This is a genomic window from Arthrobacter sp. JSM 101049 (genome assembly GCF_041679245.1).
In the GTDB taxonomy this organism is placed as follows: Bacteria; Actinomycetota; Actinomycetes; order Actinomycetales; family Micrococcaceae; genus Arthrobacter_H.
On the sequence record NZ_JBGFFC010000003.1, the window covers coordinates 42327 to 67559 of the forward strand.

Genomic DNA, 25233 nt, shown 5'->3' on the forward strand with positions numbered 1-25233 from the left:
TCAATCCCTACCTTCCGCCGGGGCGCGGGCCGGTGGCCCCTGGCGAGGCAACGCCCGGGTTGCTGCCGGTGCCGCCGACCCCGCCGGAGCCGATCGTGGGGCCGGCGGTGTCGATGATCGGCTCGCCGACCCGGTTCGGCACGGGCTGCGGCGCCGTGGGGACTCCACGGTTCGCCGCCGGATCCTGTCCGGCCTGTGGTTGCCTGCTCCGTTGTTGGGCCGGCCCATCTTCCTGTTCGTCCTGATGGGCGCCGACGAGTCCGCGCGTCATGCGTCCGGCCAGCAGCCCGGCCCCGGCGGCAACGGCCAGGAAGGCACCGGGACGGCGCCGGGCGAAGCCCTTGACCTCGTCGAGCAACGATCCGGGGTCGCGGTTGTCCAGCCAGTCGGCCGCACTTCCGGCCCGGTGGGCCGCCTGTCCGACGAGCGATGTGGCCGTGCCACCGTTCTCTCCGCTGTCGGCCATGGAGCGCAGTTCCTCGCCCAGGGAGCGCAGCCCTTCGGCGACCTTCTGCCGTTGCGCCCCGGCCTGTTCACGCAGGTCGGTGGTGAGCTCGCCGAAGAGATCGCGGGCCTTGTCGCCGGCTTCGTGGGCGAGGTCGGCCGCCTCGTCCTTGGCGCTGCCGGCGACGCGCTTTGCACTGTCAGCACCTTCTTGGCCGACCTGGCGTGCCTCGTCCTTGGCTGCATCGGCCTTGCCTGACGATTCGGACGATCCGGATCCGGTGAGGTCCGCGGGCACTGGCCGACGGGCTTCGATCGTCTCCTGGAAGGTCGGCTCCGTCAGCGGCGGTGGCGGTGGAGGGGTCGTCGCACCGGGGGACGGACGTTGTCCCGGGGTCGCGGCATTTCGGCCGCCATCCGGTGCGCCGAAGGGGGTGGATGGATTGTCATTCGTACTCATGGTGGTCCTCATTTGCTCGCATGGTTCGGTGGATGGGCGCCGGGGTTATCGGGATGCCGGCCTGGGCAGTTCCTGCACGCGGTCGCGCTTGGGGGCCGACAGCACCCCCAGGGCGATCATGCCGACGCCCAGGACCAGGTGGAGCCAGTTGTCGGCGTTGTTCAGCGGAACGAAATTGGCTGCCGATTCGCCGCCGACGACCAGACCGTAGATCCACAGGATCAGGTAGATGATGCCCCCGGCCACCAGATAGGACTTGCTGCCGGAGATGCTTCTGGCGAGAGCGATTCCGGCAATGCCGAACAGCAGGTGGACGATGTTGTGCAGGATCGACACCTGGAACAGGCCCAACAGGAGGGCTTCGGAGTGATGCCCGGCGAACTTGAGGCTGTCATACCCGGTGGTGACACCCGGGATGAACCCGAGAATCCCCACCAGCAGGAAGACGATTCCGACGACCATTGCCACCTTCTGGATGGCCGACTTGCCGGTTGACGTGGTTCTGGGAGTTCTGGATGTGTTGCTCACGTAGTTCTCCAATCTCTTGGATCTCTTGCGAACTTCGAGTCGAGCGGGTGCTGTGCCGCTGCCGGGTACTTACCCATCCATCGATCCGATCATGCACCTTGGCCGGGACTTTTTTCCGTGGTGCGCCGGGTGATGCCCGGCTGCCCACAGCGTGTCTGGCGTGCATAGCCTGTCTACTCAAGCTGGTCTAACGGTAGGCATGACGCTGCACGCTGACAACGATTTTTGTCATCGCATGGAAAATGAGCCGCAGATCCGGCCCCTGTCCGGGCGTCTGCCCCGGGGAGCAGCCCAGTGATCTTCCGCGGCCCGATGCCGAAATAGTGGTGGTGCAGGAGCCCGGGGAGGCAGACTGGCCCAGACATGGTTCCCGACCCAGGAGTGATTTCATGCTCTTCAGTTCAGACCGCCGGGACAACAGCCCGGACCACCGACGCCTGTATGCCGCGTTCGAGATCGCCTATACGGTCGTTGACTTCACCGCTGCCGGGCTCTTCATCGTGGGCAGCATCCTCTTCTTCTCCGAATCCCTGATGATCCCGGGGACGTGGTGTTTCCTGATCGGATCGTTCTGCTTCGCCCTGAAACCGACCCTGCGGTTGATCCGGGAAGTGCGGTTGGCGCGGCTAGATGACCTCCAGCAACTGGCCGACCGCGCCCGCGGTGACTGACGTGGAGTGAATGCGAAACCGGCCCCGGTCCACCTGTGAGGGCGGGCCGGGTCCGGTCACGTCGGGTCAGGCGGAGACGGCAGCGCCGGCGGATGCCGTCGCGGCGTCCGGCAGGTCGCCCGCGAGGATCATCTCGGCGGCACGCTCGCCGATCATCACCGAGGGGGCGTTGGTGTTGCCCGTGGGCACCAGCGGCATGATCGACGCGTCGGCGATCCGTATCCCCTCGAGCCCGCGGACCTTCAATGTCCGCGGATCCACGACGGCGCCGTCATCCACTCCCATCCGGCAGGTGCCGACCTGGTGGTGGTAGGTCACGACCGAGTCGCGCACGTACTGCTCCAGCTGTCCGCCGGTGACGTCCGGGCCCGGGTAGACCTCGGTGGCACCCCAGGCTCGCAGGGCCGGCGAGCGGCCGATGGCCCGGCAATGCTCCACCGAGGCCACCAGTGCGTCCACGTCGGCCTGCTCGGACAGGGCCCGCAGGTCGATGCTGATCGGGTCCGTGGCTTCCGGTCCGGTCAGGCGGATCTCGCCGCGGCTCTGCGGCCGGACCAGTCCCCCGAGCATCGAGAACCCGCCGTCGGCGCCGGTCATCTCCCCGGCTGCGTAGTCCTGCGAGTACATCGGCACCGAGAAGAAGATCGGCTGGGTGTCCGGTGTCGCCAGGTCGGGACGGGACTTGGCGAACAGGTGGACCTCCGCGGGTGCAACGGTCAGCGCCTGGAGCGGCTCGTCGGTGGAGAAGATGACGGGCGAGAGCAGGTGGTCCTGCAGGTTCTTGCCCACCCCGGGCAAGTCGTGGACCGGCTCCACCCCGACCTCGGCCAGCTCGTCGGCGGGCCCGATGCCCGAGCGCAGCAGCAGCTCGGGCGAGTTGATCGCCCCGGCCGCCAGGATGGTCTCGGCAGTCCGGATGACCCGGGTGCCGCCGTCGTGCTCCACCTCGACCCCGGTCGCCCGGCCGCCCTCGACGACGAGCCGTCGCACGTGGGCGCCGGTGAGCAGGGTGAGGCGGGGGTTTTCGACGACGGGCTGGAGGTAGGCGTGCCAGGTGTTGAAGCGGCCGCCGTCGCGCACGTTCAGCTGCATCCGCGAGACGCCCTCGGGGTCCCCGGAGTTGTAGTCCTCGTTGAGTTCGAACCCGGTTTCGACGGCGCCGGCGAGCATGGCGTCCTGGATCGGGTGGTGCTCGTAGCCCGTGCTGACATCGAGCAGTCCCCCGGCTCCGCGCGTGTCCGAGGCACCGCCGTCGTAGTCCTCGATCTTCTTGAAGGCCGGCAGCACCTCGTCCCAGGACCAGCCGGGGCAGCCGAGGTAGGCCCAGGTGTCGTAGTCCTGGCGGGCGCCGCGGACCCAGATGGTGGCGTTCAGCGCGTGGGAGCCGCCCATGACCTTGCCGCGCGGCAGGTGCAGGCTGCGCCCGGACGCGCCGGCCTGCGGGACCGTGTAGTAGTCCCAGTCCTGCTCGCTGTGCCAGAGGGCACCGAGGGTGCAGACGTTGGCGATGTCGGGGTTGGCATCCGTCTCGCCGGCCTCGAGCACGGCGACGCGGTGGCCGGCGTCGAGCAGCCTGCGGGCGATGACATTGCCGGCCGATCCGGCGCCGACGACGAGATAGTCGAATTCATCGGTGTCCATGGTGTCCTCCCCTAACCGGCAATGACCTGGGGGGTGCCCAGGGCCTTGAGGCCGGCGACGCCGAATTCGAGCCCGTAGCCGGACTGCTTGGCCCCGCCGAAGGGGATGCGCGGGTCCACGGCGCCGTGCTTGTTGATCCACACGGTGCCGGCCTCGATGCGTGCGGCGACCTCGCGGGCGCGGGCGGGATCGGCGGACCAGACGGAGGCGCCGAGGCCGACGTCGAGCCCGTTGGCCATGGCGATCGCGTCCTCCAGGTCGGTGTAGCGGATGATCGGCAGGGCGGGGCCGAACTGCTCCTGGGCGACCAGCGGGTTGTCGTTGTCGATGTCGGCGACCAGGGTCGTCGGGTAGAAGTAGCCGGGGGCGTCCGCGTCCGGGTTGCCGCCGGTGAGCACGCGGGCGCCGGAGGCCTTGGCGGCCTCGACGAGCTGCGCGACGATGTCGTACTGGGCCCGGTTCTGCAGCGGGCCGAGCACGTTGGCCTCGTCCAGGCCGTTGCCCATCGGCATCTTCGCCGCCAGGTCCACCAGGGCGTCGCAGACCTGGTCGTAGATCGCGTCCGGGACGTAGAGGCGCTTGAGCGCGGCGCAGGTCTGCCCGGTGTTGATGAAGGCACCCCAGAAGAGGTCCTCGGCGATGGCCTGCGGGTCGACGTCGTCCAGGACGATCCCTGCGTCGTTGCCGCCGAGCTCCAGGGTCAGGCGCTTCACCGTGTCGGCGGAGGAGCGGATGATCGCCTTGCCGGTGGCGGTGGAGCCGGTGAACATGATCTTGTCGATGCCCGGGTGCCCGGAGAGGGCCTCGCCGACGTCGCGGCCACCGGAGACGACGTGCAGCAGGTCCGCCGGCAGGGCATCGTTGAGCACCGCGCCCAGGGCCAGGACGGACAGCGGGGTGTACTCGCTGGGCTTGAGAACGATGGTGTTGCCCATGCGCAGCGAGGGGGCGATCTGCCAGATGGAGATCATCATCGGCCAGTTCCACGGGCCGATCGCCCCGACCACGCCGAGCGGGCGGTAGTGGATGGCGGCGTGGGACTCGCCGTCGTCGACCACGACGTCGGGTTCGAGTTCGAAGGCGGCGGTGGCGCGCAGCCAGGCGGAGCAGGCACCGACCTCGAAACGGGCGTTGGGCCCGTTCAGCGGCTTGCCCTGTTCGCGGGAGAGCAGTTCGGCCAGCGGTTCGGCGTTGGCTTCCACGGCGTCGGCGGCACGGTTGAGGTAGTCGCTGCGTTCGGCGTGGGACAGGGCGCCCCACCGCGGCTGGGCGGCGCGGGCGGCGGAGACGGCGGCGTCCAGGTCGGCGGTGGTGTGCACGGGGGCGCGGCCGACCTCCCCGCCGGTGGCCGGGTCGTTGATCGGGCGCGATTCGCCCTGCGGGGCGATGCGGGCCAGGAGGTCCTGGTAGGTGGCTGCTGCGGTGGCCGGTTGCGTGGACATGCCTGCTCCTTGGGCTGGGGTGCCGCCGCGGTCGCGGCGCGTGGTGGCTTGGAACCCATTGTGCCCCGGGTCACCACGGCGTGGGTTGACGATCCCCGCGCGCGGCTTGTTCTGCAGTGCGGGGTTCCTGCAGGTGCCATGACGGCTACCGCCGCGTTTCGGCATCCTCCGACGTCGGTTGCCGTCGCTCGGCGATCAGGTCTTTGTTGCGCAGCAATCGCAGGGCGGTGACCAGGAGGAGCCCACCGAGCATGTTGAAGGCCAGCGTGTAGCCGAACCAACCGAGCCAGTCCAGGTAGCTGACCGGTGCCCCGGCGTGGATGGCGCCGAAGATGATCAGCGAATCCAGGATGGAGTGGAAAAGCTGCAGTCCGGCGAGCAGGAAGCCACCGGCCATGGCCGCAATGATCTTGGCGACCGTCGACTCGGTGCCTTGTTGCATCCGTGTCATCAGGGTGATGGTGCTCCCGCCTAGGATCGCCAGGCATACCGACTGCCAGGTGAATCCCGCGTCCACGAAGTGCAGGGCGGCCTTCTCCAGGTCGGGCTCGAACTGGGGGAACGCAACGGCCACTAGCCACATGAACGCCCATCCGCCGACCAGGTTCATCACGAGCGTGCCGCCCCACAACTTGGCCAGATGCGCGATGCTGGCCTCCTTCGCGGCCACGGCGGTGATCGGCACCAGGAACCCCTCCGTGAACAACTCGCTCTTGGCCAGCAACAGGGCCACGAACCCGATGCCGAAGGCCAAGCCGGCCAGCAGGTGATCACCCGTCTCGTAGAGGACCGCCAGGTACGCCATGACGCCGGCACCGACCTCAAGTCCGCCAAACGTTCCGGTGACGAGGACGGTCGTCCATGATCGGGCCAGCCGCGCGGCGCCCTCTGCGACGATGCGATCGAACGATTCGGCGATCTCGTCTTCGACGGGCGCATCCGTGTCCCCCAGCTTGCGACGGCGTTGCTCATCACTCATGGTGTTCTCCGGTCATCGGATGGGTGTAATTGGACTGCGGTCGTGCCTCGCGCGGGCCATGGTGCTATCCGTGCCAAGGCCCATGGTAGGGGTCCCAGCCGACTGGCGCAGCAGTTCGGGCCGTTCCTGCCCATCCGACGTAGCCTGCGGGGTGGAGTCGACATTGATCCTCCCGGGAACGCGGGTGGGTCTCCGGGCGGCGCCGGGTCCGGATCCGCCCCGCCCGGCGATCCCGGCAGCTTGCTGTGCCCGTTGCTGGTAACGCGGCCATGGTGCTGCCGATGATGCCGCCATGGTCGATGTCATGGGGGGTGATGACCCTGGCTCCCCTGTGCCGTCGGACCCCACGGGTCGTCTGGTCCTTCCGGAGCGGGACCTGCCGGCAGCACGAGCGTGGAGCACGGGCGCAGCGGGCGCCGCATCACCTGCCAGCTGGTTCTCCGCGGATCCAACCTTTGCCGCACGTTTCCTATCCAGCCCGGACGCGGAAAGCTAGCGTGGTGGCCATGCGAGTAGCCATTGTGGGAGCAACCGGGAACGTGGGGACGGCACTGCTGCGTCGCCTCCACGCCGCCGGCGTCGAGCGCGGCGAGCCGTTGGAGATCGTGGGGGTCGCCCGCCGCCTGCCGGGCGCGTCCGACGCCGCGTACGGGGGCGTGCAGTGGAACGCCATCGACATCTCCGCGCCGTCGAGCCGCACGGAACTGGCCGCGGCGCTGGAAGGCTGCGACGCCGTCGTGCACCTGGCGTGGCTGTTGCAGCCGAACCACCGGGAACCCGTGATGCGGGCGACCAACGTCGACGGGACGGCCAACGTGCTGGCCGCCGCCGTCGAGGCCGGCGTCGGCCACGTGGTCTGCGCGTCGTCCGTGGGAGCATACAGCGCGGGTCCCAAGGACCACCGGGTCGACGAGAGCCACCCGGCCCGTGGAATCCCCTCCTCCCATTACAGCCGGTTCAAGGGCGAGCAGGAGGCCCTGCTGGACGCGTTCGAGTCCGACCACCCCGGGACCCGCGTCGCCCGGCTCCGGCCGGGATTGATCTTCCAGCCCGACGCGGGCAGCGAGATCGGCCGGTACTTCCTCGGTACCGCGATGCCGCAGTTCTTCCTGCACCGCCTGCGGCTGCCCCTGCTGCCGTTCCCCCGCGAGTTCGTCTTCCAGGCCGTCCATGCCGACGACATCGCCGATGCCTACTGGCGCGTGCTCGACCAGAAAGCCGGCGGTGCGTTCAACATCGCCGCCGAGCCGGTCGTCACCCCCGACGCCGTCGCCTGGCTGCTGGGGGCACGCCGGTGGCTACCGGTACCCGTCCCCCTGGTGCGAGCGGTGGTCTCCGCCCTCTGGTCCGTGCGGCTGCTGACCACCGATCCCGGTTGGGTGGACATGGCACAGGGTGCCCCGATCATGGACACCCGCCGTGCCCGCACGGAGCTCGGCTGGAGCCCCCGCGTCGATTCGCTCGCCGCCATCCGCAGCGTGCTGGACGGCCTCGGCCGGGGCGCCGGCGTCGCCGCATCGCCGCCCCTGGTGCCCCGCCACCATCCGTCGACCCGTCCGTAGCGGCCCACCGGCGCTCTCCGCCGTTCTGCACGCCCTGGGTCGGCCGACGCGGGCAACATCCGCCGGGCGGCGCGCCCCGCCGGGCCGTACGATGGCAGTGCGCCCTTCGATCACCCCACGCGCCGTGCTGCATCCGCGGTACGGCAGACGTCGACGATGCCCTGCCCAGGAGGATTTTCCATGGAACCCGAGGCCGCCCCAGCCCCGACCCTGCTTTTGGGCCCGATGCTCCGCCATGTGGAGGAGACCAGCGCGTCCCTCTGGGTCGAAACCAACCAGGCGGGCACCGTCGGCGTCGAAACGGATGCGGGCACCTGGGTGGCGCGGACATTCGGCGTCCACGGGCACCACTACGCCCTGGTCGCGCTCGACGGGCTCGCCGCCGGCGCCGAGCTCCCGTACCGGGTCACCCTCGATGGCCACCCGGTGTGGCCCGAATCCTCCGACTATCCGCCGTCGGTCATCCGGACCCCTGGCCGCGGCGTCCCGTTGCGGTTGGCCTTCGGTTCCTGCCGCACGAGCGTCCCCCACGATGCCGCCGGCAACCGCAAGCACGGCGTGGACGCCCTGCGCTCCTATGCGGTCCACATGGCCAGCGCGCACGCACCGGACTGGCCCGGCCTGGCCCTGCTGCTCGGTGACCAGGTGTATGCGGACGTCACCAGCAACGCCATGCAGGAGTTCATCCGCAGCCGCCGCGACATCAACGAACCCCCGGGTGCGGAACTGCGCGACTTCGAGGAGTACGCCCACCTCTACGGCCTGGCGTGGTCCGAGCCGGCGATCCGCTGGCTGTTCTCCACGCTGCCCACGGCCATGATCTTCGACGACCACGACATCCGCGACGACTGGAACGCCTCCCTGTCATGGCGCCGCAGCATGGAGGCCACGTCCTGGTGGCATGACCGGATCGTCGCCGGGCTGGGAAGCTACTGGGTCTACCAGCATCTGGGCAACCTCTCCCCCGCCGAGCGGGCGCGGGATCCGCTCTGGCAGCGCATCACCGGACACGACGGGGACGCCGAACTCGACCTCAGCGCCGACATCGACGCCTTCGCGGACCGCGCCGACCGGGAACCGACGACCTACCGGTGGAGCTACTGCCGGGATTTCGACGACGTGCGCCTGCTCGTGGTGGACTCACGCGCGGCCCGCGCGCTGGAACCCGGGTCCCGGTCGCTGCTGGACGACGAGGAGATGGCCTGGGTCGAACAGCGCCTCCACGGCGGATTCCGCCACCTGCTGATCGGCACGTCCCTGCCCTTCCTGCTGCCCAACGGCCTGCACCACGTCGAATCGTGGGACGAGGCCATCTCCGAAGGAGCATGGGGCCGCACGTGGTCGCGGATCGGCGAAACCGTTCGCCAGGCGGTCGACCTGGAACATTGGGCGGCCTTCCAAAGCAGCTTCCGCCGCGTCGCCGGGCTGGTGACGGACACCGCCGACGGCCGGCGGGGCACCGCGCCCCGGACGGTCGCGTTCCTCTCCGGGGACGTGCATTTCTCCTACGCCTCCGAAGTCAAGCGCGACACCGGCAGCCGGATCATCCAGGCCGTCTGCTCCCCCATGCGCAACCCGATGCCGCCGGCGCTTCGCCTCTTCGCCTCGTCGATGGCCTACGGGCCCGCACGGCTCGTCGGTTCCGTCCTGGCCCGCGCCGCCGGCGTCCCGCCTCCGCCCCTGGACTGGTCGGGCATCCGCGGGCCCTGGTTCGACAACAACCTGGCGATCCTCGAGGACAGTGAACAGGGGCTGCGCATCAGCTGGTCCCGGGGCGTGGTGAAGCACGACGACGGCGGGCAACCACGGTGGGAGATCGTCGCCGACATCACCGTGGGCCAGCGCGACGCCGGGGGCACCACGTCCCGCCAGTCCGCGATGAACCGGCTGCGCCGCCGCTGGGCGTCGCTGCGTCGCGTGCTGAGAGGGCGGCGCTGACCCCGGCCCGGCCTAGCGGCCCGAGCGGGTCCGGCGCAGCAGCAGGTACGCGACCGCCCCGCCGAGGAATCCCCAGAACGGTGCCACGATCCCCCACGGGGCCACCCCGGAAGCGGTGATGGCCAGGGTGACCAGGGCCGACTCGACGGCTGCGGGGTTCTCCCGCGCTCCGGCCATCGTGTCGGTGAAGGACACCTGTAGAGCGCCGATGAGCGCGACACCGGCCATGGCCGTGATCAGTTCATCCGGCACCGCGGCCAGCAGGGCGACCACGGTTCCACTGATCATGCCGAACGCCAGGTAGAAGATGCCGCAGGAGACCCCGGCAATGTAGCGGCGGGCGGGGTCCTCGTGGGCCTCCCGTCCGGTGCAGATGCCCGCGGTGATGGCGGCCAGGTTGATGGAGTGGGCACCGAACGGGGCGAAGGCGATGGAGGCGGCCGCCGATCCGCCCAGCAGCAACCGATCGTTGGCCGCATACCCGTTGGCGTGCATCATCGCCAGGCCCGGGCCGTTCTGCCCGGCCATGGTGACGATGAGCAACGGGATCGAGATGCCCATGACCGCCGGCAGGCTGAAGGTCGGCGTCGTCCACACCGGCCCCGAAAGCTCCAGGCCCACGCGGGGAGCCGTTCCCGCCCCGGAAGCCAGGACCAACAGCACGCCGGCGCAGAGGGCCAACAGGACGGCGTACTTGGGGATGAACCGGCGGCCGAGCAGGTAGGAGACGACCACGCCGCCGGCCACCAGCGGGGCGTCGACCACGGCGCCGGCCACCTTGAGCACGAAGGGCAACAAGACACCGGCCAGCACGGCGGCGAGGATGGGGCCGGGCACGCTGGCCAGCAACTTGCCGAACCACCCGGTCACACCCAGCACCAGGGCCAGCAAACCGGCCACCATGAAGGCGCCGACGGCGTCGGAGTAGCTGTAGTTGCCCAGCGCGGCCAGCAGCAGTGCGGCACCTGGCACCGACCAGGCAACGACGACCGGCTGGCGGGTGAACAGGCTCAGGAGCACGCAGACGACCCCGCTGCCCACGGAGATCGCCCACACCCATGAGGAGGTCTGCTCCGGGGAGAGCCCGGCGTTCCGGGCGGCGTTCAGGACAACCAGCAGGGGTCCGGCGTAGGAGACGGCGACGGCGATCAGGCCGGCGACCACCGCGGAGACCGATACGTCGGACCACCGCGGCCGGCGGGGGCTGCGACGGCGGGTGGAGGTGCTGGTCGACGTCATCGGCATCCGGCCTTCCGGGAGTTGGTGGGGGCGACGGCGGGACGGAGAAGTCCGCGATCGGCCGCTGCATGGAGTGGAGGGGCGGCCCACCGGGCGGGCACCACGGCTGCCAACGCTACGACTGCGCGCACACCGTGGACAAGTATCCATTTCGGCCGGATTCGAATCCTGCGACTCTCAATACCCCCCTAGGCCAACCCTAGGCAGACACCTAGTGTGACCGGCCACACACGCTGGCAGCATGTAGGGAATGACGTGAACCGACCGAATGGTCGGCCCGGGCTGCCAAGCCCATCCGGAGCATAGGAGAACACGATGACAGAAACCCTCGAGCAGGTCAGCCGGCGACTCCAGGACGCCGTTGTCGAAGTCCCGGAGGAGGGCATCCACCGGACCAAGCGCGAGATCTTCACCGACGAGGAGATCTTCGAACTCGAGATGAAGCATATCTTCGAGGGGAACTGGGTCTACCTGGCCCACGAATCCCAGATCCCCGAGGTCGGGGACTACTTCACCACGTACATCGGCCGCTCGCCGGTGGTCATCTCGCGCGGCAAGGACGGCGAGCTCAACTGCCTCATCAACGCGTGCAGCCACCGCGGCGCCATGCTGTGCCGCAAGAAGACGGACAACCGCAAGAACTTCACCTGCCCCTTCCACGGCTGGACGTTCCGCAATGACGGCAAGCTGCTCAAGGTCAAGGACTCGCGTACCGGCGGCTACCCGGAGCAGTTCAACAAGGAAGGCTCCCACGACCTGACCAAGGTCGCCCGCTTCGAGAGCTACCGCGGTTTCCTCTTCGGCTCGCTCAACGCCGACGTCAAGCCGCTCGAGGAGCACCTCGGCGACGCCACCAAGATCATCGACATGACCGTCGACCAGTCCCCCGAGGGCCTGGAGATCCTGCGTGGTTCGTCCACCTACACCTACGACGGCAACTGGAAGGTGCAGGCCGAAAACGGCGCCGACGGTTACCACGTCTCGGCCACCCACTGGAACTACGCGGCCACGACCGCCCGGCGTTCCAGCGGCGAATCCGCCAACGAGACCAAGGCCATGGACGCCGGCACCTGGGGCAAGCAGGGCGGCGGCTACTACTCCTTCGACCACGGGCACCTGCTGCTGTGGATGTGGTGGGGCAACCCGCAGGACCGCCCGAACTACGGACAGCTCGACCAGTGGAAGGAAGAGTTCGGCGAGAAGAAGGCAGAATTCATGGTCGGCGCCTCGCGCAACCTCTGCCTGTACCCGAACGTGTACCTGATGGACCAGTTCTCCTCGCAGATCCGCCACTTCCGGCCGATCTCCGTGGACAAGACCGAGGTCACCATCTACTGCATCGCCCCCAAGGGCGAGTCCGACGCCTCCCGCGCCAACCGCATTCGCCAGTACGAGGACTTCTTCAACGCCTCGGGCATGGCCACCCCGGATGACCTGGAGGAATTCCGGTCCTGCCAGAAGACCTACCTGGCCAAGAATGCCCCGTGGAACGACATGAGCCGCGGCGTGGAACACCAGATTACTGGTCCGGACGAGACGGCCCGGGGGATCGGCATCAACCCCATCTCCAGCGGCGCGATGACCGAAGACGAGGGCCTCTACCCCATCCAGCACAACTACTGGGCGCAGGAGATGCGGGCAGCGGTTGCCTCCGAGGAACGCGAAGCCGCCCAGCGGCCCGCCGGCCAGGCCATCGCGGAGCCCACCACCGGCTGCGGACACTAGAGCGAGACGACGAAAGGACAACGAGCATGACCACCACAGATACCTCCGCGGCCGCTCTCACCGATGAACAACACATCGCCGAGCTCCACCGCATCAGCCAGTTCCTCTACCGCGAGGCCCGCTTCCTGGACGACCGCGAATTCGAACGCTGGGTGGATTGCTACCACCCGGACGCCGAATTCTGGATGCCTGCCTGGGACGACAACGGGCAGATCACCGAGGACCCGCAGCGCGAGATCTCGCTCATCTACTATGCCAACCGCGGTGGCCTCGAGGACCGGGTGTTCCGCATCCGCACCGACCGTTCCTCGGCGACCAGCATCCCCGAGCCGCGCACCGGACACAACATCTCCAACGTGGAGATCGTCGAGCACCGCGGCGACCAGGTGGACGTCCGCTTCAACTGGTTCACCCTCTACTTTCGCTACGACAACGTGGACACCTACTTCGGCACGTCGTTCTACACGATCGACCTGTCCGGCACCCAGCCGCAGATCCTGAAGAAGAAGGTCGTCCTGAAGAACGACTACATCCACCATGTCGTGGACATCTACCACATCTAATCCACCTGAAAAGAGCGATTTCATGACTTACCAGGTTGCCCTGAGCTTCGAGGACGGCATCACCCGCTTCATCAAGTGCGGACCCAACGAAACCGTCGCCGACGCCTCCTACAAGGCCCGCATCAACATCCCGCTCGACTGCCGCGATGGCGCGTGCGGCACGTGCAAGTCCTTCTGCGAATCCGGAAAGTACGACGGCGGCGACTACATCGAGGACGCCCTCACCGACGAAGAAGCAGAGGCCGGGTACGCGTTGCCGTGCCAGATGGTCCCCGAGTCCGACCTCGTCCTGCAGATCCCCACGACCTCCGACGTGGCCAAGACCGCCGCCGGCGTCTTCGACGCGACACTGCAGCGGATCCGCCGGCTCTCCGACACCACCTACGGGTTCGATGTCTCCATCGAGAACCGGGAGGCCCTCGCCTTCCTGCCCGGACAGTACGTCAACGTTTCCGTCCCGGGCACCGACCAGGAACGTTCCTACTCGTTCAGCTCCGGCCCCACCGCCGACACGTTGTCGTTCCTGATCCGCATCACCGACCAGGGCGTCATGTCCTCCTACCTGCGCGACACCGCGAAGGAAGGCGACCAGCTCACGCTGACCGGCCCCATGGGCAGCTTCTTCATGCGCGAGATCAAGCGTCCCGCACTGCTGCTCGCCGGCGGAACCGGGCTGGCTCCCTTGTTGTCGATGCTGGAGAAGATGTCGGCCGAGACGGCAGCCCACCCCGTCCACCTCATCTACGGCGTCACCACCGACACCGACCTCGTGGAAGTCGACGTCCTGGAGGACTATGCCTCCAAGATCGACGGCTTCACCTTCGACGTGGTCGTCGGTGATCCGGAGAGCGCAGCCGAGAAGAAGGGCTACGTCACCAACCACTTCCAGCCGGCACACCTGAACGACGGCGACGTCGACATCTACCTGTGCGGCCCGCCTCCCATGGTCGAGGGCGTCCGGAAGCACCTCACGGCGGAGGGCATCAACCCCGTGAACTTCTACTACGAGAAGTTCGCCCTGGCGGTCCCCGCTGCTGCCGCCACCGAGACGGAAGCCACGCCGGAACCTACGACTGCTCCGGCCGCGGCGACCGAGGCACCGGAAGCCGCTGTCACCGACACCGCGGCCTCCCCGGCGGCCGAGTACGAGATCGGCGAGGAACACGCAACCGTCGAGGCCGAATTCGACGCCCGCATGGCGCTGGAACTCGGCGCGATGGAACTGATGATGAACCGGCTCACCGACGGCCAGCTCGCCGAATATCGGATCCTGGCCGAACTGGCCGGCACGTCGTTGGGCGACGAGCGCTTCGTCGACGCGCAGGGGTTCACGGCATCCAACGCCGCCTTCCACGACTTCCTGTTCGCCAGCACCGGTAACCGGTTCCTGCGCGAGGCCTACTCCCGGCTGGGCGTGCAGGGAATGATGGACGACGTCCTGAAGAACGGCAACTGGGTCGACGGCGCCGTCGCGGACGACCACCTGGAACTGGTTGATGCCTTCGAGCGCGGGGACCAGGCAGCAGCCCGCACCTGCATCATCGCGCACAACGAGCATGCCAAGGCCACGATGCGCGCCGCGATGGTGGGCTCCTCCGCCCACGGCGTGAGCGCATGAGCACGTTCCATCCGGGCCGTTTCGACGGCAAGGTCGTCGTGGTCACCGGTGCCGCCCAGGGGATCGGCAGTGCCGTTGCCGGCAGGGTCGCCTCCGAAGGCGGCTCGGTGGTCCTCGTTGACCGGGCCGAGCTGGTCCACGAGACGGCCGGGGAACTGCGCTCCACCGGTGCCCGGGTCACCAGCGTGACCGCGGACCTGGAGACATTCTCCGGGGCCGAGGCCGCCGTGTCCGCTGCGGTGGAGGAATTCGGCCGCGTCGATGTGCTGGTCAACAACGTGGGTGGTGCCATCAACTTCAAGCCGTTCACGGAGTTCACCGACACCCAGATCCGGGCGGAGATCGACCGTTCGCTGATGACGACCCTGTACGCCTGCCGTGCCGTGCTGCCCCAGCTGGTCCAGCAGGGCTCGGGCGTGATCGTGAACGTCTCCAGCGCGGCCACCCGCGGCATCCACCGCATTCCCTACAGTGCGGCAAAGGGTGCGGTGAATGCGCTCACCGCCTCGCTGGCGATGGAGTACGCCGAACACGGCATCCGGGTGGTCGCCACCGCCCCGGGGGGCACGGAGGCGCCCCCGCGCAAGATCCCGCGGGGAACGCCGACACCGCAGAACGACGTCGAACAGGCCTGGCACCAGGCCCATATCGACCAGACCATCAATTCGTCGCTGCTCAAGCGCTACGGCACCTTGGGTGAACAGGCCGCACCGATTGTGTTCCTCGCTTCCGACGAGGCATCGAACATCACCGGTAGCGTCCTGCCGGTCGCCGGCGGCGATCTGGGCTAGCCCCTCAGGGGCTGGGGGCGCCGTCACACCCCCGGGTGGGACACGCATCACACAGTAAGCTGGCAGGTCATGAACCATCAAGCACACGACGGCGTCGCCCACGCTCCGGATCACGGACTCATTGCCCGTGGTCCGGAGCTTGCGGCGTTGGCGGGCTTGTTGGCCGAGGCGACCGCCGGCCTGCCCCGCGTGGCCGTCGTTTCCGGGCCCGAGGGCAGCGGCGCAACGGCCCTGGTCGAGGCCTTCCTCGCTTCACCACCGGGGCTCCGCCAACTGAGCGCCCACGGTGCCGTAGGGCAGGTGGAGGAACCGGGCGGACTCCTGGCCCAACTCGATGCCGAGGCCGGCCGGCTGGCGGCAACAGGCCGCGCCCATGATGCCGCCCAAGTGGTCCTGGACAAGCTCCGGGTCCCGGCAGAAGGCGCCGCAGCCGTCCTGTGGGTCGACTCCCTCCAGTGGGCGGATCGGGCCAGCCTCGAAGCCCTGACCTGCGTGACGCGCAACCTCCACGCCGAGAAGCTGCTCGTGATCCTCGCCCTGCGCTCCGGGCAACACCATCGACTCCCCTCAGCCATCCGCGACGTGATCGAAAGCCTCGGTTCCACCCGTCTGGTGCTGGGACCCCTCGATGGCACAGCGGTGCGCGAAGTGGCCCTTCGCCGCGGGGGCGTGGCATTGACAGCTCCCCTGGCACACCAGCTGGCCGAGCACACTACCGGAAACGCCCGGCACGTCCTGGACCTCCTCCGGGAGGTTCCTGCCGCAGCCTGGGGCCGATGGCGCGGACTGCTACCCGCCCCCCAGGCCCTCGTGGACGCCGTTGCGGCCAGGCTGGACACGGTGGGGACGTCGGCGCGTTCCCTCGTCGAGGCGGCGGCAGTCCTGGGGCAAACCAGTGCGCTGGTCCAGGCCACCGCGTTGGCGGGGGTCGACGATCCCCTCCCTGCCCTGGAAGTGGCCCAACTCCACGGCCTGCTCCGCGTGGTGGGCAACGGCGGGGACGTGGCCGTCTCCTTTGCCGGCACCGTGGAGCAAGCGGCGGTCTACTATTCCATGCCGCTGTCCCGGCGGATTGGCCTCCACCAGTTGGCGGCCAGCCTCCAGACGGACCCCGGCCTGGCCCTGGCCCACCGTGCAGCGGCCGCCCTGCTGCCCGAGGCGGGACTAGCCGGGGAACTCGAAGCGTACGCGAAGAGCCAAGCCGAAGCCGGAGCCTGGTCCAAAGCGGCCAATGCGCTGCTCTCGGCGGGCCATCTGCACCCCAGCGAGTCCGCCAGCCATGCCCTGCAACTCGAGGCCATCGACGCCCTGGTTGCCGCCGGGGAACTCCCCCGCGCCCTCACCTACGCCGACGAGATCGGCACCGACGACACCGGTCCCGCCCGGGATGCAGTTGCCGGGTATGTCTCGATCCTGCAGGGGCGGCAGGCGGACGCGGGAACGCAGTTGGATCGGGCCTGGCGCCGCGTCAGCCCCGCCCACGAACCGGCGCTGGCCGGGACCATCGCGCTGCGCCGGGTGTTGGATTCCCTGGTCCGACTCGACGGGGTCGACCTCGTCATGTGGGCCGAACGGGCCACGTCATTGGCCGAGGACGGAAGCCCCGCCTACATCGAGGCCCAGGCCATCCGCGGCCTCGGGCTGGGAGCCACCGGCAGGCTGTCCGAGGCAGCGGACTGCTACGCGGCACTGCTGCGTCGAGATGACCTGGGGGCCCAACGGCAGCGCGTGTCCATGTCCATGGGATGGCTCGATGTCGCCACGGACCGCCTCAGCGCGGCACGGACGGAACTGGCGGCCGCAGTGTGCACCGATTTCAGCTCCGGGTCCTACCGGATTTCGCTCTGGGCCCGTGCCTGGTTGGCGCAGACCCACTTTCATTCCGGGGACTGGGATACCGCGTTGCGCACCGTGGATGAGGCCGTGCTGCTGCAGGAGCGCACCGGAATGGAGACCATCAGGCCGCTGCTTCACGGGATCGCCACCCGCATTTACGTCTTGCGCGGCAACTGGGAACTCGCGGCGAGCCATCTGAACGCTGGCCGGGCCAACACGGAGAACTATCCCATCATGGTCCTGCCCTACCGCACGGCCCTGGCCTATGTCGCGGAGGCCACCACGGATTACGACGGCGTGCTCCGCGCCCTGGAACCACTCCTGGACCTGGAACACGGTCGCGGGATCGACGAGCCCGGATTCTGGCCCTGGCAGGACGTCTACGCCAACGCCCTGGTCATGAAGGACCGCGTGGATGAGGCAGACGCCTTCTTGAAGCCCTACGAGGCGGCAGCCGCCCAGCGCGGCAGGAAGTCGGAGATCGCCAGGCTTTCCTACGTACGCGGCCGGATCCTCGGCGCGCGCGGACGCATCGGCGCCGCCACCGAGGCATTCGAACGGGGGCTGGGCAGCCTGTCTTCCCTGAACATGCCCTACGAACGCGCCCGCGTCTATTTCGCCTACGGGCAGACCCTGCGTCGCGCCGGCAAACGCCGCGAGGCCGCCTCGATCCTCTCCCGGGCGCGGGAGGAGTTCGCCGCCCTGGGCTCGGACACCTACGTGAAGCGTTGCGAACGTGAAGTGCAGGCGTGCGGATCGGCCATGTCCCGCACCGCCCATGAGGGTCTCCCCTCGCTGACCTCCCAGGAACAGGCGGTGGCCCAACTGGTGGCCGCGGGCAACACGAACAAGCAGGCTTCCGAGGAACTTTTCGTCAGCATCAAGACCGTCCAGTACCACCTGACCCGGATCTACGCGAAGCTGGGCGTCAGCTCACGGTCCGAGCTCGCGGCACGCTATCGCGAAGCCGGCGTCGACGCGTCGGCAGCCGGAAATCCCCGGGACTGATTACGGAAGCCCGTTTCCGCCGTCGCGCATCTCTTCCAGCACGGCATCCAGACGGGCGAATCCGTCGACGAGGACCTTTTCCATCCCACCCGACTCCATGGCATCACGCGCTCCCTGGGAACGGTAGACATGATGCCCTGTCAGGCCACTGCGTCCGTCGCCCAGATCGGTGAAGGCCACCGATTCCAGTCCGATCAGTTCCAGCACTCCATCGAATTCCCTGGTCTGGATGATCAACTCGTCCTCGAGGACCGTGTGGAAGACGCCATTGAAGACGTGGCCGCGCCCCTGGCCATCGACTTGCCGGTAGGCGTAACCGCCGCCGGGACGGAAATCGAAATGGGATAGGCGGATCCCTGCCTCCTTCGGCCCGACCCACCGGGCCATCAGCCCGGGATCCGCGTGCGCACGGAACAGGCGCGTGACCGGCGCACCAAACTCCCGGTGGTAGGTGATGACCGGCTGGCCGTCCGGCACTGCCAACTCGAAGGTCTCATCCATAGTTGCTCCCTGTGGCGTTGCGATGTCGCGGTGGCCTCTGGGCCCACGATTCCGCGTCTGCGACCCGCGGTCGAGAGGGCTTCGGAAATCTCCTGAAAAATAATGCTTGACACTTCAATGATGTAGTGTCATAGTTATATGCATAAGCATACAAAACCCGGTTCCGCCGGAGAAAAGCAAAGGAGTCCAACATGTCAGTTACGCTCACCCCCGGCACCTGGAAGCTCGACCAGGCCCACACCGAGGTCGGATTCAGCGTCCGCCACGCAGGCATCAGCAAGGTCCGCGGCGCGTTCACCGACTCGGACGCAACCCTCACGGTCGGCGAGTCCCTCGAGGCCTCCAAGGTCGAGGCCGTCGTGAAGACCGCCTCCTTCGATTCCAATGACGAGAACCGCGACGGCCACGTCAAGGGCGAGGACTTCTTCAACGTGGAGCAGTTCCCCGAAATGACCTTCGTCTCCACCGGCGCCGCAGGCGACCAGGAAGACTTCGTCCTCAAGGGCAACCTGACCATCAAGGAGACCACCCTCCCGGTCGAGTTCAAGGTCGAGTTCGGCGGCGTCGCCGTCGATCCGTTCGGCGCCACCCGCGCCGGGTTCTCCGCCACCACGCAGATCTCCCGCAAGCAGTTCGGCATCACCTGGAACGCCGCCCTCGAAGCCGGCGGCGTCCTGGTCGGCGACAAGGTCACCATCAACGTCGACTCGGCGTTCGTCCTGCCCTCGGCCAACTAGGTCCAGCAGCAACAGCACGACGCCGGCCGCCTCCCCTTTCAGGGGTGGCGGCCGGCGTCGTTTTCATGGACCGGTGATGCCGGTCAGTTCAGCACCACTGCCTTGAGCGATTCGGGTTCGCGGCGGGCCAGTGTCAGGGCCGCCTCGGTGTCCTCCAATTCGAACCGGTGGGTGATCAATGGAGCGGTGTCCACTGCGCCGGAGGCGATCAGCGCCAAGGCCGTCGGATAGGTGTTGGCGTAGCGGAAGACGCCGGTGATCGAGAGCTCCCTGCCCTGGATGAGCGGGACGCTGATGGAGACCTGGTCGGCCCCCATGCCCACCAATACGGCCCGACCCGCCGGAGCCAGTGCCCGCAGCCCGGATTCGACGGCTGGCTGCGCACCCGAGCATTCCAGCAGGACCGTGTAGCCGCCGGGCAGCTCCACACCGGCGGCCACCGCAGTGAAGCCCAGCTCGCGGGCCACTCCCAGGCGGTATTCACTCAGGTCGGTAACCGCGACTGCTAGGGCTCCCTGGGCGCGCGCAACCTGGGCGGCGAAGAGACCGATCGGACCGGCTCCCGTCACCAGCACGCGGTCCCCCGCGGTGATACCGGCCTTGCGCGCTGCCCAGACGCCGACGGACACCGGTTCGGCCATCGCGGCCTGTTCGAACGAGAGCCCCTTCGGAGCAAGGTGGGCGAAATCGGCATCGATGGCGACGAGGCCGGCGATCGAACCATCCACCGGCGGAGTGGCGAAGAAAACGACGTCGGGACACAGGTTGTAGCGCCCGGCCAGACATTGCCCGCAATGCCGGCAGGGAACGCCGGGCTCCAATGCCACCACCTGGCCAACCCGGTCGGGATCGATGTCGGCGCCGACGGCCGTGATGACACCGGCCGATTCGTGGCCGATGACCATCGGCGCCTCGAGCACGAAGTCGCCGATCCGGCCGTGCTCGTAGTAGTGGACGTCCGAGCCGCAGATGCCGGTGGCCCTCACGGCGACGATGACCTCATGGGCTGCGGGCAGGGGGACGGGCCGGTCCTCGATGGCCACGTCACGGACGCCGCGCAAGACGGCACTGGGGTTCTTCATGCCGGCTCCTCCTCGCCCGCGCGGCGCGCGTAGGTCATGATCGCATTGCCGCCGTCGAACCTCGAGACGTCCTCGAGGTCGAAGACCGTGGGGGTAAACGCCCCGGAGAATGCTGGCCGACCAGCACCGGCGACGACCGGGTACTGCTTGACGATGATCCGGTCGATCTCCGGCAAAAGGACGGACGCGAGCTCGCCGCCGCCGGCCAGGTAGATGTCGAACGCCGAGTCCTCGGACTTCAACGAGCGGGCCACCGCGAGCGGGTCACCGGATACCACCCGGACCGAGGGGTCCTGCTGTTCGAGGCTGCGCGAGAAGACAACCTGCCGCAGATGAGAGTAGGGGCTGCTGATGCCTTCGGCGAGTGCCGGTTCATAGGTGCGCCGCCCCATCAGCACCGTGTCAAAGGTCTTCAGCGGTTCATCCGCCAACCCCACTTGGGAGCGGACGTGGGACGGGATCGTATCGGGGTACTCGGCGAGCATGTGGGCCATGTACTCGTCGGAACTCGGATAGAAATCGACCTCGTCGCCCGGACCCGCGATGTAGCCGTCGATGGACACGGCGATGTAGTAGACCAGCTCGCGCATGAAAAGCCTTCCGCTCGGTTCCCCCGAGACTACCGGTTACGGAACCCCTGCACTTGCGGTTTCCATAACCGGTGGTCCCCGTCGGGTATCAGCCGGGTTGCCCGGCCAGTCCGGCCATCTCGTCGGCGTCGGATTCCGGGACCCGCATCTCGAAGGTATCCGTGACGACGGTGTAGTCGTAGTAGCCCATGCGGGCAATGGGCTTGACCTTAGGGATGTCGATCCGCCCGTCGGGCGTCAGTGCCCACTCCTCGAGGTGGATACGCTCGACGGCTGCGTAGACCACGTCGATGCTCCCGACCTTGGAATTGCCGGGAAGCCGGTGGGTCGAGAGGTACTTGCACTCGTAGTGGAAGGGGCTCTCGGCCACCATCGGGGCCGCCGACAACTCGGCGCTCCGGCGGGTGATGTGGAGCCGGTCGAACTCGCTGTCGCCCCGGGGCAGGGCCATGGCACTGGTGTTGACGGCGTCGCGGAGGTCCCAGGTCGCCATGTTCCATACGAACCAGCCGGTCTCCTCGGCATTGATGACGGTGTCCTTGCGGCGGCCATCGGGGTATTGATTGGCGGCGAACATCACCATGGGCGGGTCGAACGTCAGGTTCTGCCATTGGCTGTAGGGAGCGATGTTGTCGATGCCGTCGGCGCTGGTGCTGGACAGCCAACCGATGGGTCGCGGGACGGTGAGCGCCTTGAACGGAGCGAACGGAAGCGGGCTCTTTTCGGTGCGGGGGTCGTATTTCATGGGGTTCCTAGTCCTGTTCCGGGGATGGTTAGCGGGAGGGGTTTATCAGGTCGGAGGTGTCGGCGGCCCGCTGCTTCCGCAGCGCCTTGCGTGCCGGCGCGAAGAAGTAGTAGCCGGCGCCGGACACGGCCAGCCCAATCAGCCAGGCGATTTCAGCCCCGCCGAGCCAATCGGCGATCGGGCCGACATAGAGCGGGCTGTTCATGAAGGGGATCTGGACGAGGACGCCGGCAGTGTATGCGGCGATGGCCACGAAGTTCGTCCGGCCGTATTCGCCGTCGGGCTGGAAGAGGGCCTCGACGTTGTACCGCTCCTTGCGGACCCAGTAGAAGTCCACGAGGTTGATGGCCGACCACGGGGTCATGAAGTACAGCAAGAACAACAGGAAGTTCGTGAAGGTGGCCACGAAGTTGTTGGTCGCCGCCAGAGCCAGGCCGAGGGCCACCGCCGAGATGAGCAGGATGTACACGGTGCGGCCCGAGCGCCCGACAATGTCCTTCCGGGTGATGGCCGTGATAATCGTCGCGAGCGACATGAAGCCGCCGTAGGTGCTCAGCGTGTTTCCGGTGAGCTTGCCACAGATCACGGCCAGCAGGACCAGCCAGGCGAACTTCCCTCCCAGGTCGGCTAGGTACCCGACCTGGTTCTCGTTGAAGCTGCTTCCACCCAGCGCGGCCCCGAGGGCACCCAGGGTCATGGCCAGGGAACCGCCGATGACGCTTCCGGCGAAGGTCCACCCCATGGTGGCGGTCTTGGAGGTCTTGCGGGGCAGATAGCGGGAGTAGTCGGCGATGTAGGGCCCGAAGGTCAGTTGCCACGAGGCGGCCAGCGAAATCCCCAAGACGAAGGGGGCCGCCGCGAATCCGGCGTCATCGGCCAGCGCTCCGGCGCCGGGGCCGGCGAGGATGCGGATGAACAGGACCACGAACACCGCCGCACTCAAGGCGGTCGCCACCTTGGAGAACTTGTGGATGTACCGGTACCCGATGATGGCCAACACCGTGGACATGGCCGCGAAGATGACGGCTCCCCCCTGGGTGGGGATATGGAGCAGGTCTCCGATGGCCTGTCCGCCCAGGACCAGGCCCGTGGCGTAGAAGCCCAGGTAGATGATCAGGGACAGGACAAGTGGGAGGATCGCCCCGTAGTAGCCGAATTGGGCTCGGCTCTGGATCATTTGGGGGACCCCGAGAATGGGTCCTTGAGCAGAGTGGAGCGAGGTGACGAATCCCCCGAGGATGTTGCCAATGATGGCTGCCGGGATCGCCCACAAGGCGGAGTTCCCCAACACCACGAACAATGAACCGGTGACCACGGCGGTGATCGAGGTGTTTGCGGCGAACCAGACGAAGAACAGACTGCGAGGGGACCCGTGCCGTTCCGCATCGGGGATGAAGTCGATGGTGCGTTTCTCGATCCGTGGTGAGGAATTCACTGGGAGCCTCCATAGAAAGGTGGTGGATTGCCCTCTCGCCCCCTGCGATGTGCAACCGATATATCGGTAACATATGGGTAAGATCACAAGAAGTCAATGGTTTGTCGCATACGTTGGGCTGTGGGGAGCACCCGCCGCCACGGGCGGGCACATCGAGGGGAAGGCGGGAGATGGCAGTCAAGGGCAAGGCCGAGGGCGCCTACGCGGAGTTGGAACGGATGATCGTCTTCCAGGAGATCGCCGCCGGTTCACTGGTCTCCGAATCCCGCCTGACCGAGATGACGGGGTTCGGCCGCACGCCGATCCGCGAGGCACTGCAGCGCCTGGCCCGCGAGCGGATGGTGCAGATCCACCCCAACAAGGGCGTCCTCATCCCCGCGGCATCGATGGAGTCGCAACTGCGGCTCCTCGAAATGCGTCGCGCACTGGAGGTCCTGGCCGTCACGCTGGCTTGCCAGCGGGCCCGGAGCGCGGACCGCGACGAGATGTCGACGATGGTGCGGCGCCTGAAGGAGGAGACGTTCACCCTGGTGACCTATCTCGATACCGTGAGGACCACCCACCATCTGATCACCGCCGCCGCCGACAACGAATACCTTTCCGAGGCGCTGGCACCGGCCCAGGCGCTGTCGCGGCGGTTCTGGATCGCCCATATGCGCCACCAGGAACACCACATCCACGAAGGTGCACGTCTGCACTGTCGCATCCTGAACGCCATCCTGGCCTCTGACGAGACGGCGGCGGGCGCCGCATCCACCGCACTGAACGACTATTTGGTCGACTTCGCCTACGACAGCCTCCGGCAACCCCGCGGCACCGCCGACGGCACGACAGCGCGCCCATAACAAGGCCGAGTCCCGGCAATCGGCCGGGCCCTTGCCCGCCGCCGGCCTAAGTGGAACCGATCAACCCCATGAACATAGTGCGGTGCAGGACATCCACATGGCGCCGCGAAATCGCCACGGACCGCACGACATCCCGGTCGCGTAGCGCGGCCACCAGTTCGACGTGGTCGGCGTTTGCCGCGTGCAGCTCCCGGATCGGATACGGGATGAAGTACGCATAGAGATCCGCCAGGGTGCGGTGGTACTGCTCGGTTGCGCTTTCCAGCCCGGAGGCCGAGCCCACCAGTCGATGGAAGTGCTCGTCGGCCTGGTGGTAGGCCGCCCACGTCGTGGCGGCGGCCATCGAGGCGGTCAGCCGCTCGAGCTCGTCCAGCTGCGCCTCCGTGGCGGTCAAGGCCGCGAAATGCGTGACCGAGCATTCGAAGAGCATCCTCCGGTCGACGAGCTGGTGCACGGCCGCGAAATCGGTGGGACCGACAGCGAGTTCCCGCAACGCCTCCGCCGGCGGCTCGTCGGCGACGAAGGTCCCGCCGTTGCGCCCCCGACGACGGATGACGATGCCCTCGTCGGCCAGGCTGGTCAACGCCCTGCGGGCGGTGATGGCGCTGACCGAGAGGCCGAGGGCGACCTCGTGCTGGTCCGGCAGGCGCTCCCCGGGCTGCAACAGCCGCAGCGAAATGGCCATCGCGATCCGCGTGCGCACTGCGTCGATCGCACTCATCCGGTCGATGCCGGCCAGCGCCGCAGCGCCGATCGGGGAATCCCCCACGATGCGCACGGCGGTATCCTCCCCGCCGGCGGGGTCCTCGTCAGGCACGCTCATCCCCCTACTCTAGGTCCGTCGTCGCACTTG

22 protein-coding genes are annotated in these 25233 nt (G+C 68.0%); 10 read left to right on the forward strand and 12 right to left on the reverse strand.

Annotated features, from left to right (window positions below):
• Positions 1-7: 7 nt before the first annotated feature.
• Positions 8-904 carry a hypothetical protein gene (locus AB8M85_RS09655; protein ID WP_372698599.1) on the reverse strand — a complete coding sequence of 299 codons (897 nt, stop codon included), beginning with the start codon at positions 902-904 and terminating at the stop codon, positions 8-10.
• 45 nt (positions 905-949) lie between these two features.
• Positions 950-1366, reverse strand: coding sequence for a DUF4383 domain-containing protein (locus AB8M85_RS09660; protein WP_372699078.1), 417 nt, complete (start codon positions 1364-1366; stop codon positions 950-952).
• A gap of 455 nt (positions 1367-1821) precedes the next feature.
• Here AB8M85_RS09660 and AB8M85_RS09665 point away from each other — a divergent pair, with 455 nt between their 5' ends.
• Positions 1822-2103: a YrhK family protein gene (locus AB8M85_RS09665; protein ID WP_372698600.1), complete on the forward strand. Its 282-nt coding sequence runs from the start codon at positions 1822-1824 to the stop codon at positions 2101-2103.
• Positions 2104-2169: 66 nt separating this feature from the next.
• Here AB8M85_RS09665 and AB8M85_RS09670 read toward each other — a convergent pair whose 3' ends face one another.
• The 3 genes from AB8M85_RS09670 to AB8M85_RS09680 all read right to left on the reverse strand — a co-directional run bounded on the left by AB8M85_RS09670 (position 2170) and on the right by AB8M85_RS09680 (position 6165).
• Entirely contained in the window at positions 2170-3744 is a 1575-nt protein-coding gene (locus tag AB8M85_RS09670) for a GMC family oxidoreductase (protein WP_372698601.1), read from the reverse strand.
• 11 nt (positions 3745-3755) lie between these two features.
• The gene (locus AB8M85_RS09675; protein ID WP_372698602.1) at positions 3756-5186 is read right to left on the reverse strand and encodes an aldehyde dehydrogenase family protein; all 1431 of its coding nucleotides are present in this window, start codon (positions 5184-5186) and stop codon (positions 3756-3758) included.
• Positions 5187-5331: 145 nt separating this feature from the next.
• Complete coding sequence (locus AB8M85_RS09680; protein WP_372698603.1) at positions 5332-6165, reverse strand: formate/nitrite transporter family protein; 834 nt, start codon at positions 6163-6165, stop codon at positions 5332-5334.
• A gap of 506 nt (positions 6166-6671) precedes the next feature.
• On the opposite strand from AB8M85_RS09680, the gene AB8M85_RS09685 reads away from it, so the two are divergent.
• A complete protein-coding gene (locus AB8M85_RS09685) occupies positions 6672-7727 on the forward strand; it encodes an NAD-dependent epimerase/dehydratase family protein (RefSeq protein WP_372698604.1) in 1056 nt (351 codons plus the stop codon).
• Positions 7728-7907: 180 nt separating this feature from the next.
• The gene (locus tag AB8M85_RS09690) at positions 7908-9665 is read left to right on the forward strand and encodes an alkaline phosphatase D family protein (RefSeq protein ID WP_372698605.1); all 1758 of its coding nucleotides are present in this window, start codon (positions 7908-7910) and stop codon (positions 9663-9665) included.
• A gap of 12 nt (positions 9666-9677) precedes the next feature.
• On the opposite strand, the gene AB8M85_RS09695 is transcribed toward AB8M85_RS09690, so the two are convergent.
• Positions 9678-10904 (reverse strand): benzoate/H(+) symporter BenE family transporter, encoded by a 1227-nt coding sequence (locus AB8M85_RS09695; RefSeq protein ID WP_372698606.1) that lies wholly within the window; start codon positions 10902-10904, stop codon positions 9678-9680.
• Positions 10905-11219: 315 nt separating this feature from the next.
• Here AB8M85_RS09695 and benA point away from each other — a divergent pair, with 315 nt between their 5' ends.
• The 5 genes from benA to AB8M85_RS09720 all read left to right on the forward strand — a co-directional run bounded on the left by benA (position 11220) and on the right by AB8M85_RS09720 (position 18445).
• The gene (gene benA, locus AB8M85_RS09700; protein WP_372698607.1) at positions 11220-12629 is read left to right on the forward strand and encodes a benzoate 1,2-dioxygenase large subunit; all 1410 of its coding nucleotides are present in this window, start codon (positions 11220-11222) and stop codon (positions 12627-12629) included.
• A gap of 26 nt (positions 12630-12655) precedes the next feature.
• Entirely contained in the window at positions 12656-13192 is a 537-nt protein-coding gene (gene benB, locus AB8M85_RS09705; RefSeq protein WP_372698608.1) for a benzoate 1,2-dioxygenase small subunit, read from the forward strand.
• Between the two features lie 22 nt (positions 13193-13214).
• Positions 13215-14810 carry a benzoate 1,2-dioxygenase electron transfer component BenC gene (benC, locus tag AB8M85_RS09710; RefSeq protein ID WP_372698609.1) on the forward strand — a complete coding sequence of 532 codons (1596 nt, stop codon included), beginning with the start codon at positions 13215-13217 and terminating at the stop codon, positions 14808-14810.
• The gene (gene benD, locus AB8M85_RS09715; RefSeq protein WP_372698610.1) at positions 14807-15601 is read left to right on the forward strand and encodes a benzoate diol dehydrogenase BenD; all 795 of its coding nucleotides are present in this window, start codon (positions 14807-14809) and stop codon (positions 15599-15601) included. The genes benC and benD overlap by 4 nt, the downstream gene beginning before the upstream one ends.
• Before the next feature lie 69 nt (positions 15602-15670).
• Positions 15671-18445 carry a LuxR C-terminal-related transcriptional regulator gene (locus tag AB8M85_RS09720; RefSeq protein WP_372698611.1) on the forward strand — a complete coding sequence of 925 codons (2775 nt, stop codon included), beginning with the start codon at positions 15671-15673 and terminating at the stop codon, positions 18443-18445.
• Here the strand turns inward: AB8M85_RS09720 and AB8M85_RS09725 are convergent, their stop codons facing one another.
• Positions 18446-18946, reverse strand: a complete 501-nt coding sequence (locus tag AB8M85_RS09725; protein WP_372698612.1) for an SRPBCC domain-containing protein — start codon at positions 18944-18946, stop codon at positions 18446-18448.
• 191 nt (positions 18947-19137) lie between these two features.
• Between AB8M85_RS09725 and AB8M85_RS09730 the strand changes: the two genes are divergently transcribed.
• Complete coding sequence (locus tag AB8M85_RS09730) at positions 19138-19683, forward strand: YceI family protein (RefSeq protein WP_372698613.1); 546 nt, start codon at positions 19138-19140, stop codon at positions 19681-19683.
• A gap of 83 nt (positions 19684-19766) precedes the next feature.
• On the opposite strand, the gene AB8M85_RS09735 is transcribed toward AB8M85_RS09730, so the two are convergent.
• The 4 genes from AB8M85_RS09735 to AB8M85_RS09750 form a co-directional block, all read right to left on the reverse strand.
• A complete protein-coding gene (locus AB8M85_RS09735; RefSeq protein ID WP_372698614.1) occupies positions 19767-20765 on the reverse strand; it encodes an NAD(P)-dependent alcohol dehydrogenase in 999 nt (332 codons plus the stop codon).
• A complete protein-coding gene (locus AB8M85_RS09740; protein WP_372698615.1) occupies positions 20762-21355 on the reverse strand; it encodes a dihydrofolate reductase family protein in 594 nt (197 codons plus the stop codon). Before AB8M85_RS09740 ends, AB8M85_RS09735 begins: the two co-directional genes overlap by 4 nt.
• Positions 21356-21443: 88 nt before the next feature.
• Positions 21444-22100 carry a flavin reductase family protein gene (locus tag AB8M85_RS09745; RefSeq protein ID WP_372698616.1) on the reverse strand — a complete coding sequence of 219 codons (657 nt, stop codon included), beginning with the start codon at positions 22098-22100 and terminating at the stop codon, positions 21444-21446.
• 28 nt (positions 22101-22128) lie between these two features.
• Positions 22129-23535, reverse strand: a complete 1407-nt coding sequence (locus AB8M85_RS09750) for a cytosine permease (RefSeq protein WP_372698617.1) — start codon at positions 23533-23535, stop codon at positions 22129-22131.
• Positions 23536-23705: 170 nt separating this feature from the next.
• Here AB8M85_RS09750 and AB8M85_RS09755 point away from each other — a divergent pair, with 170 nt between their 5' ends.
• Positions 23706-24380, forward strand: a complete 675-nt coding sequence (locus AB8M85_RS09755; protein ID WP_372698618.1) for a GntR family transcriptional regulator — start codon at positions 23706-23708, stop codon at positions 24378-24380.
• 46 nt (positions 24381-24426) lie between these two features.
• Here the strand turns inward: AB8M85_RS09755 and AB8M85_RS09760 are convergent, their stop codons facing one another.
• A complete protein-coding gene (locus AB8M85_RS09760) occupies positions 24427-25203 on the reverse strand; it encodes a FadR/GntR family transcriptional regulator (protein ID WP_372698619.1) in 777 nt (258 codons plus the stop codon).
• Between the last annotated feature and the right edge of the window lie 30 nt (positions 25204-25233).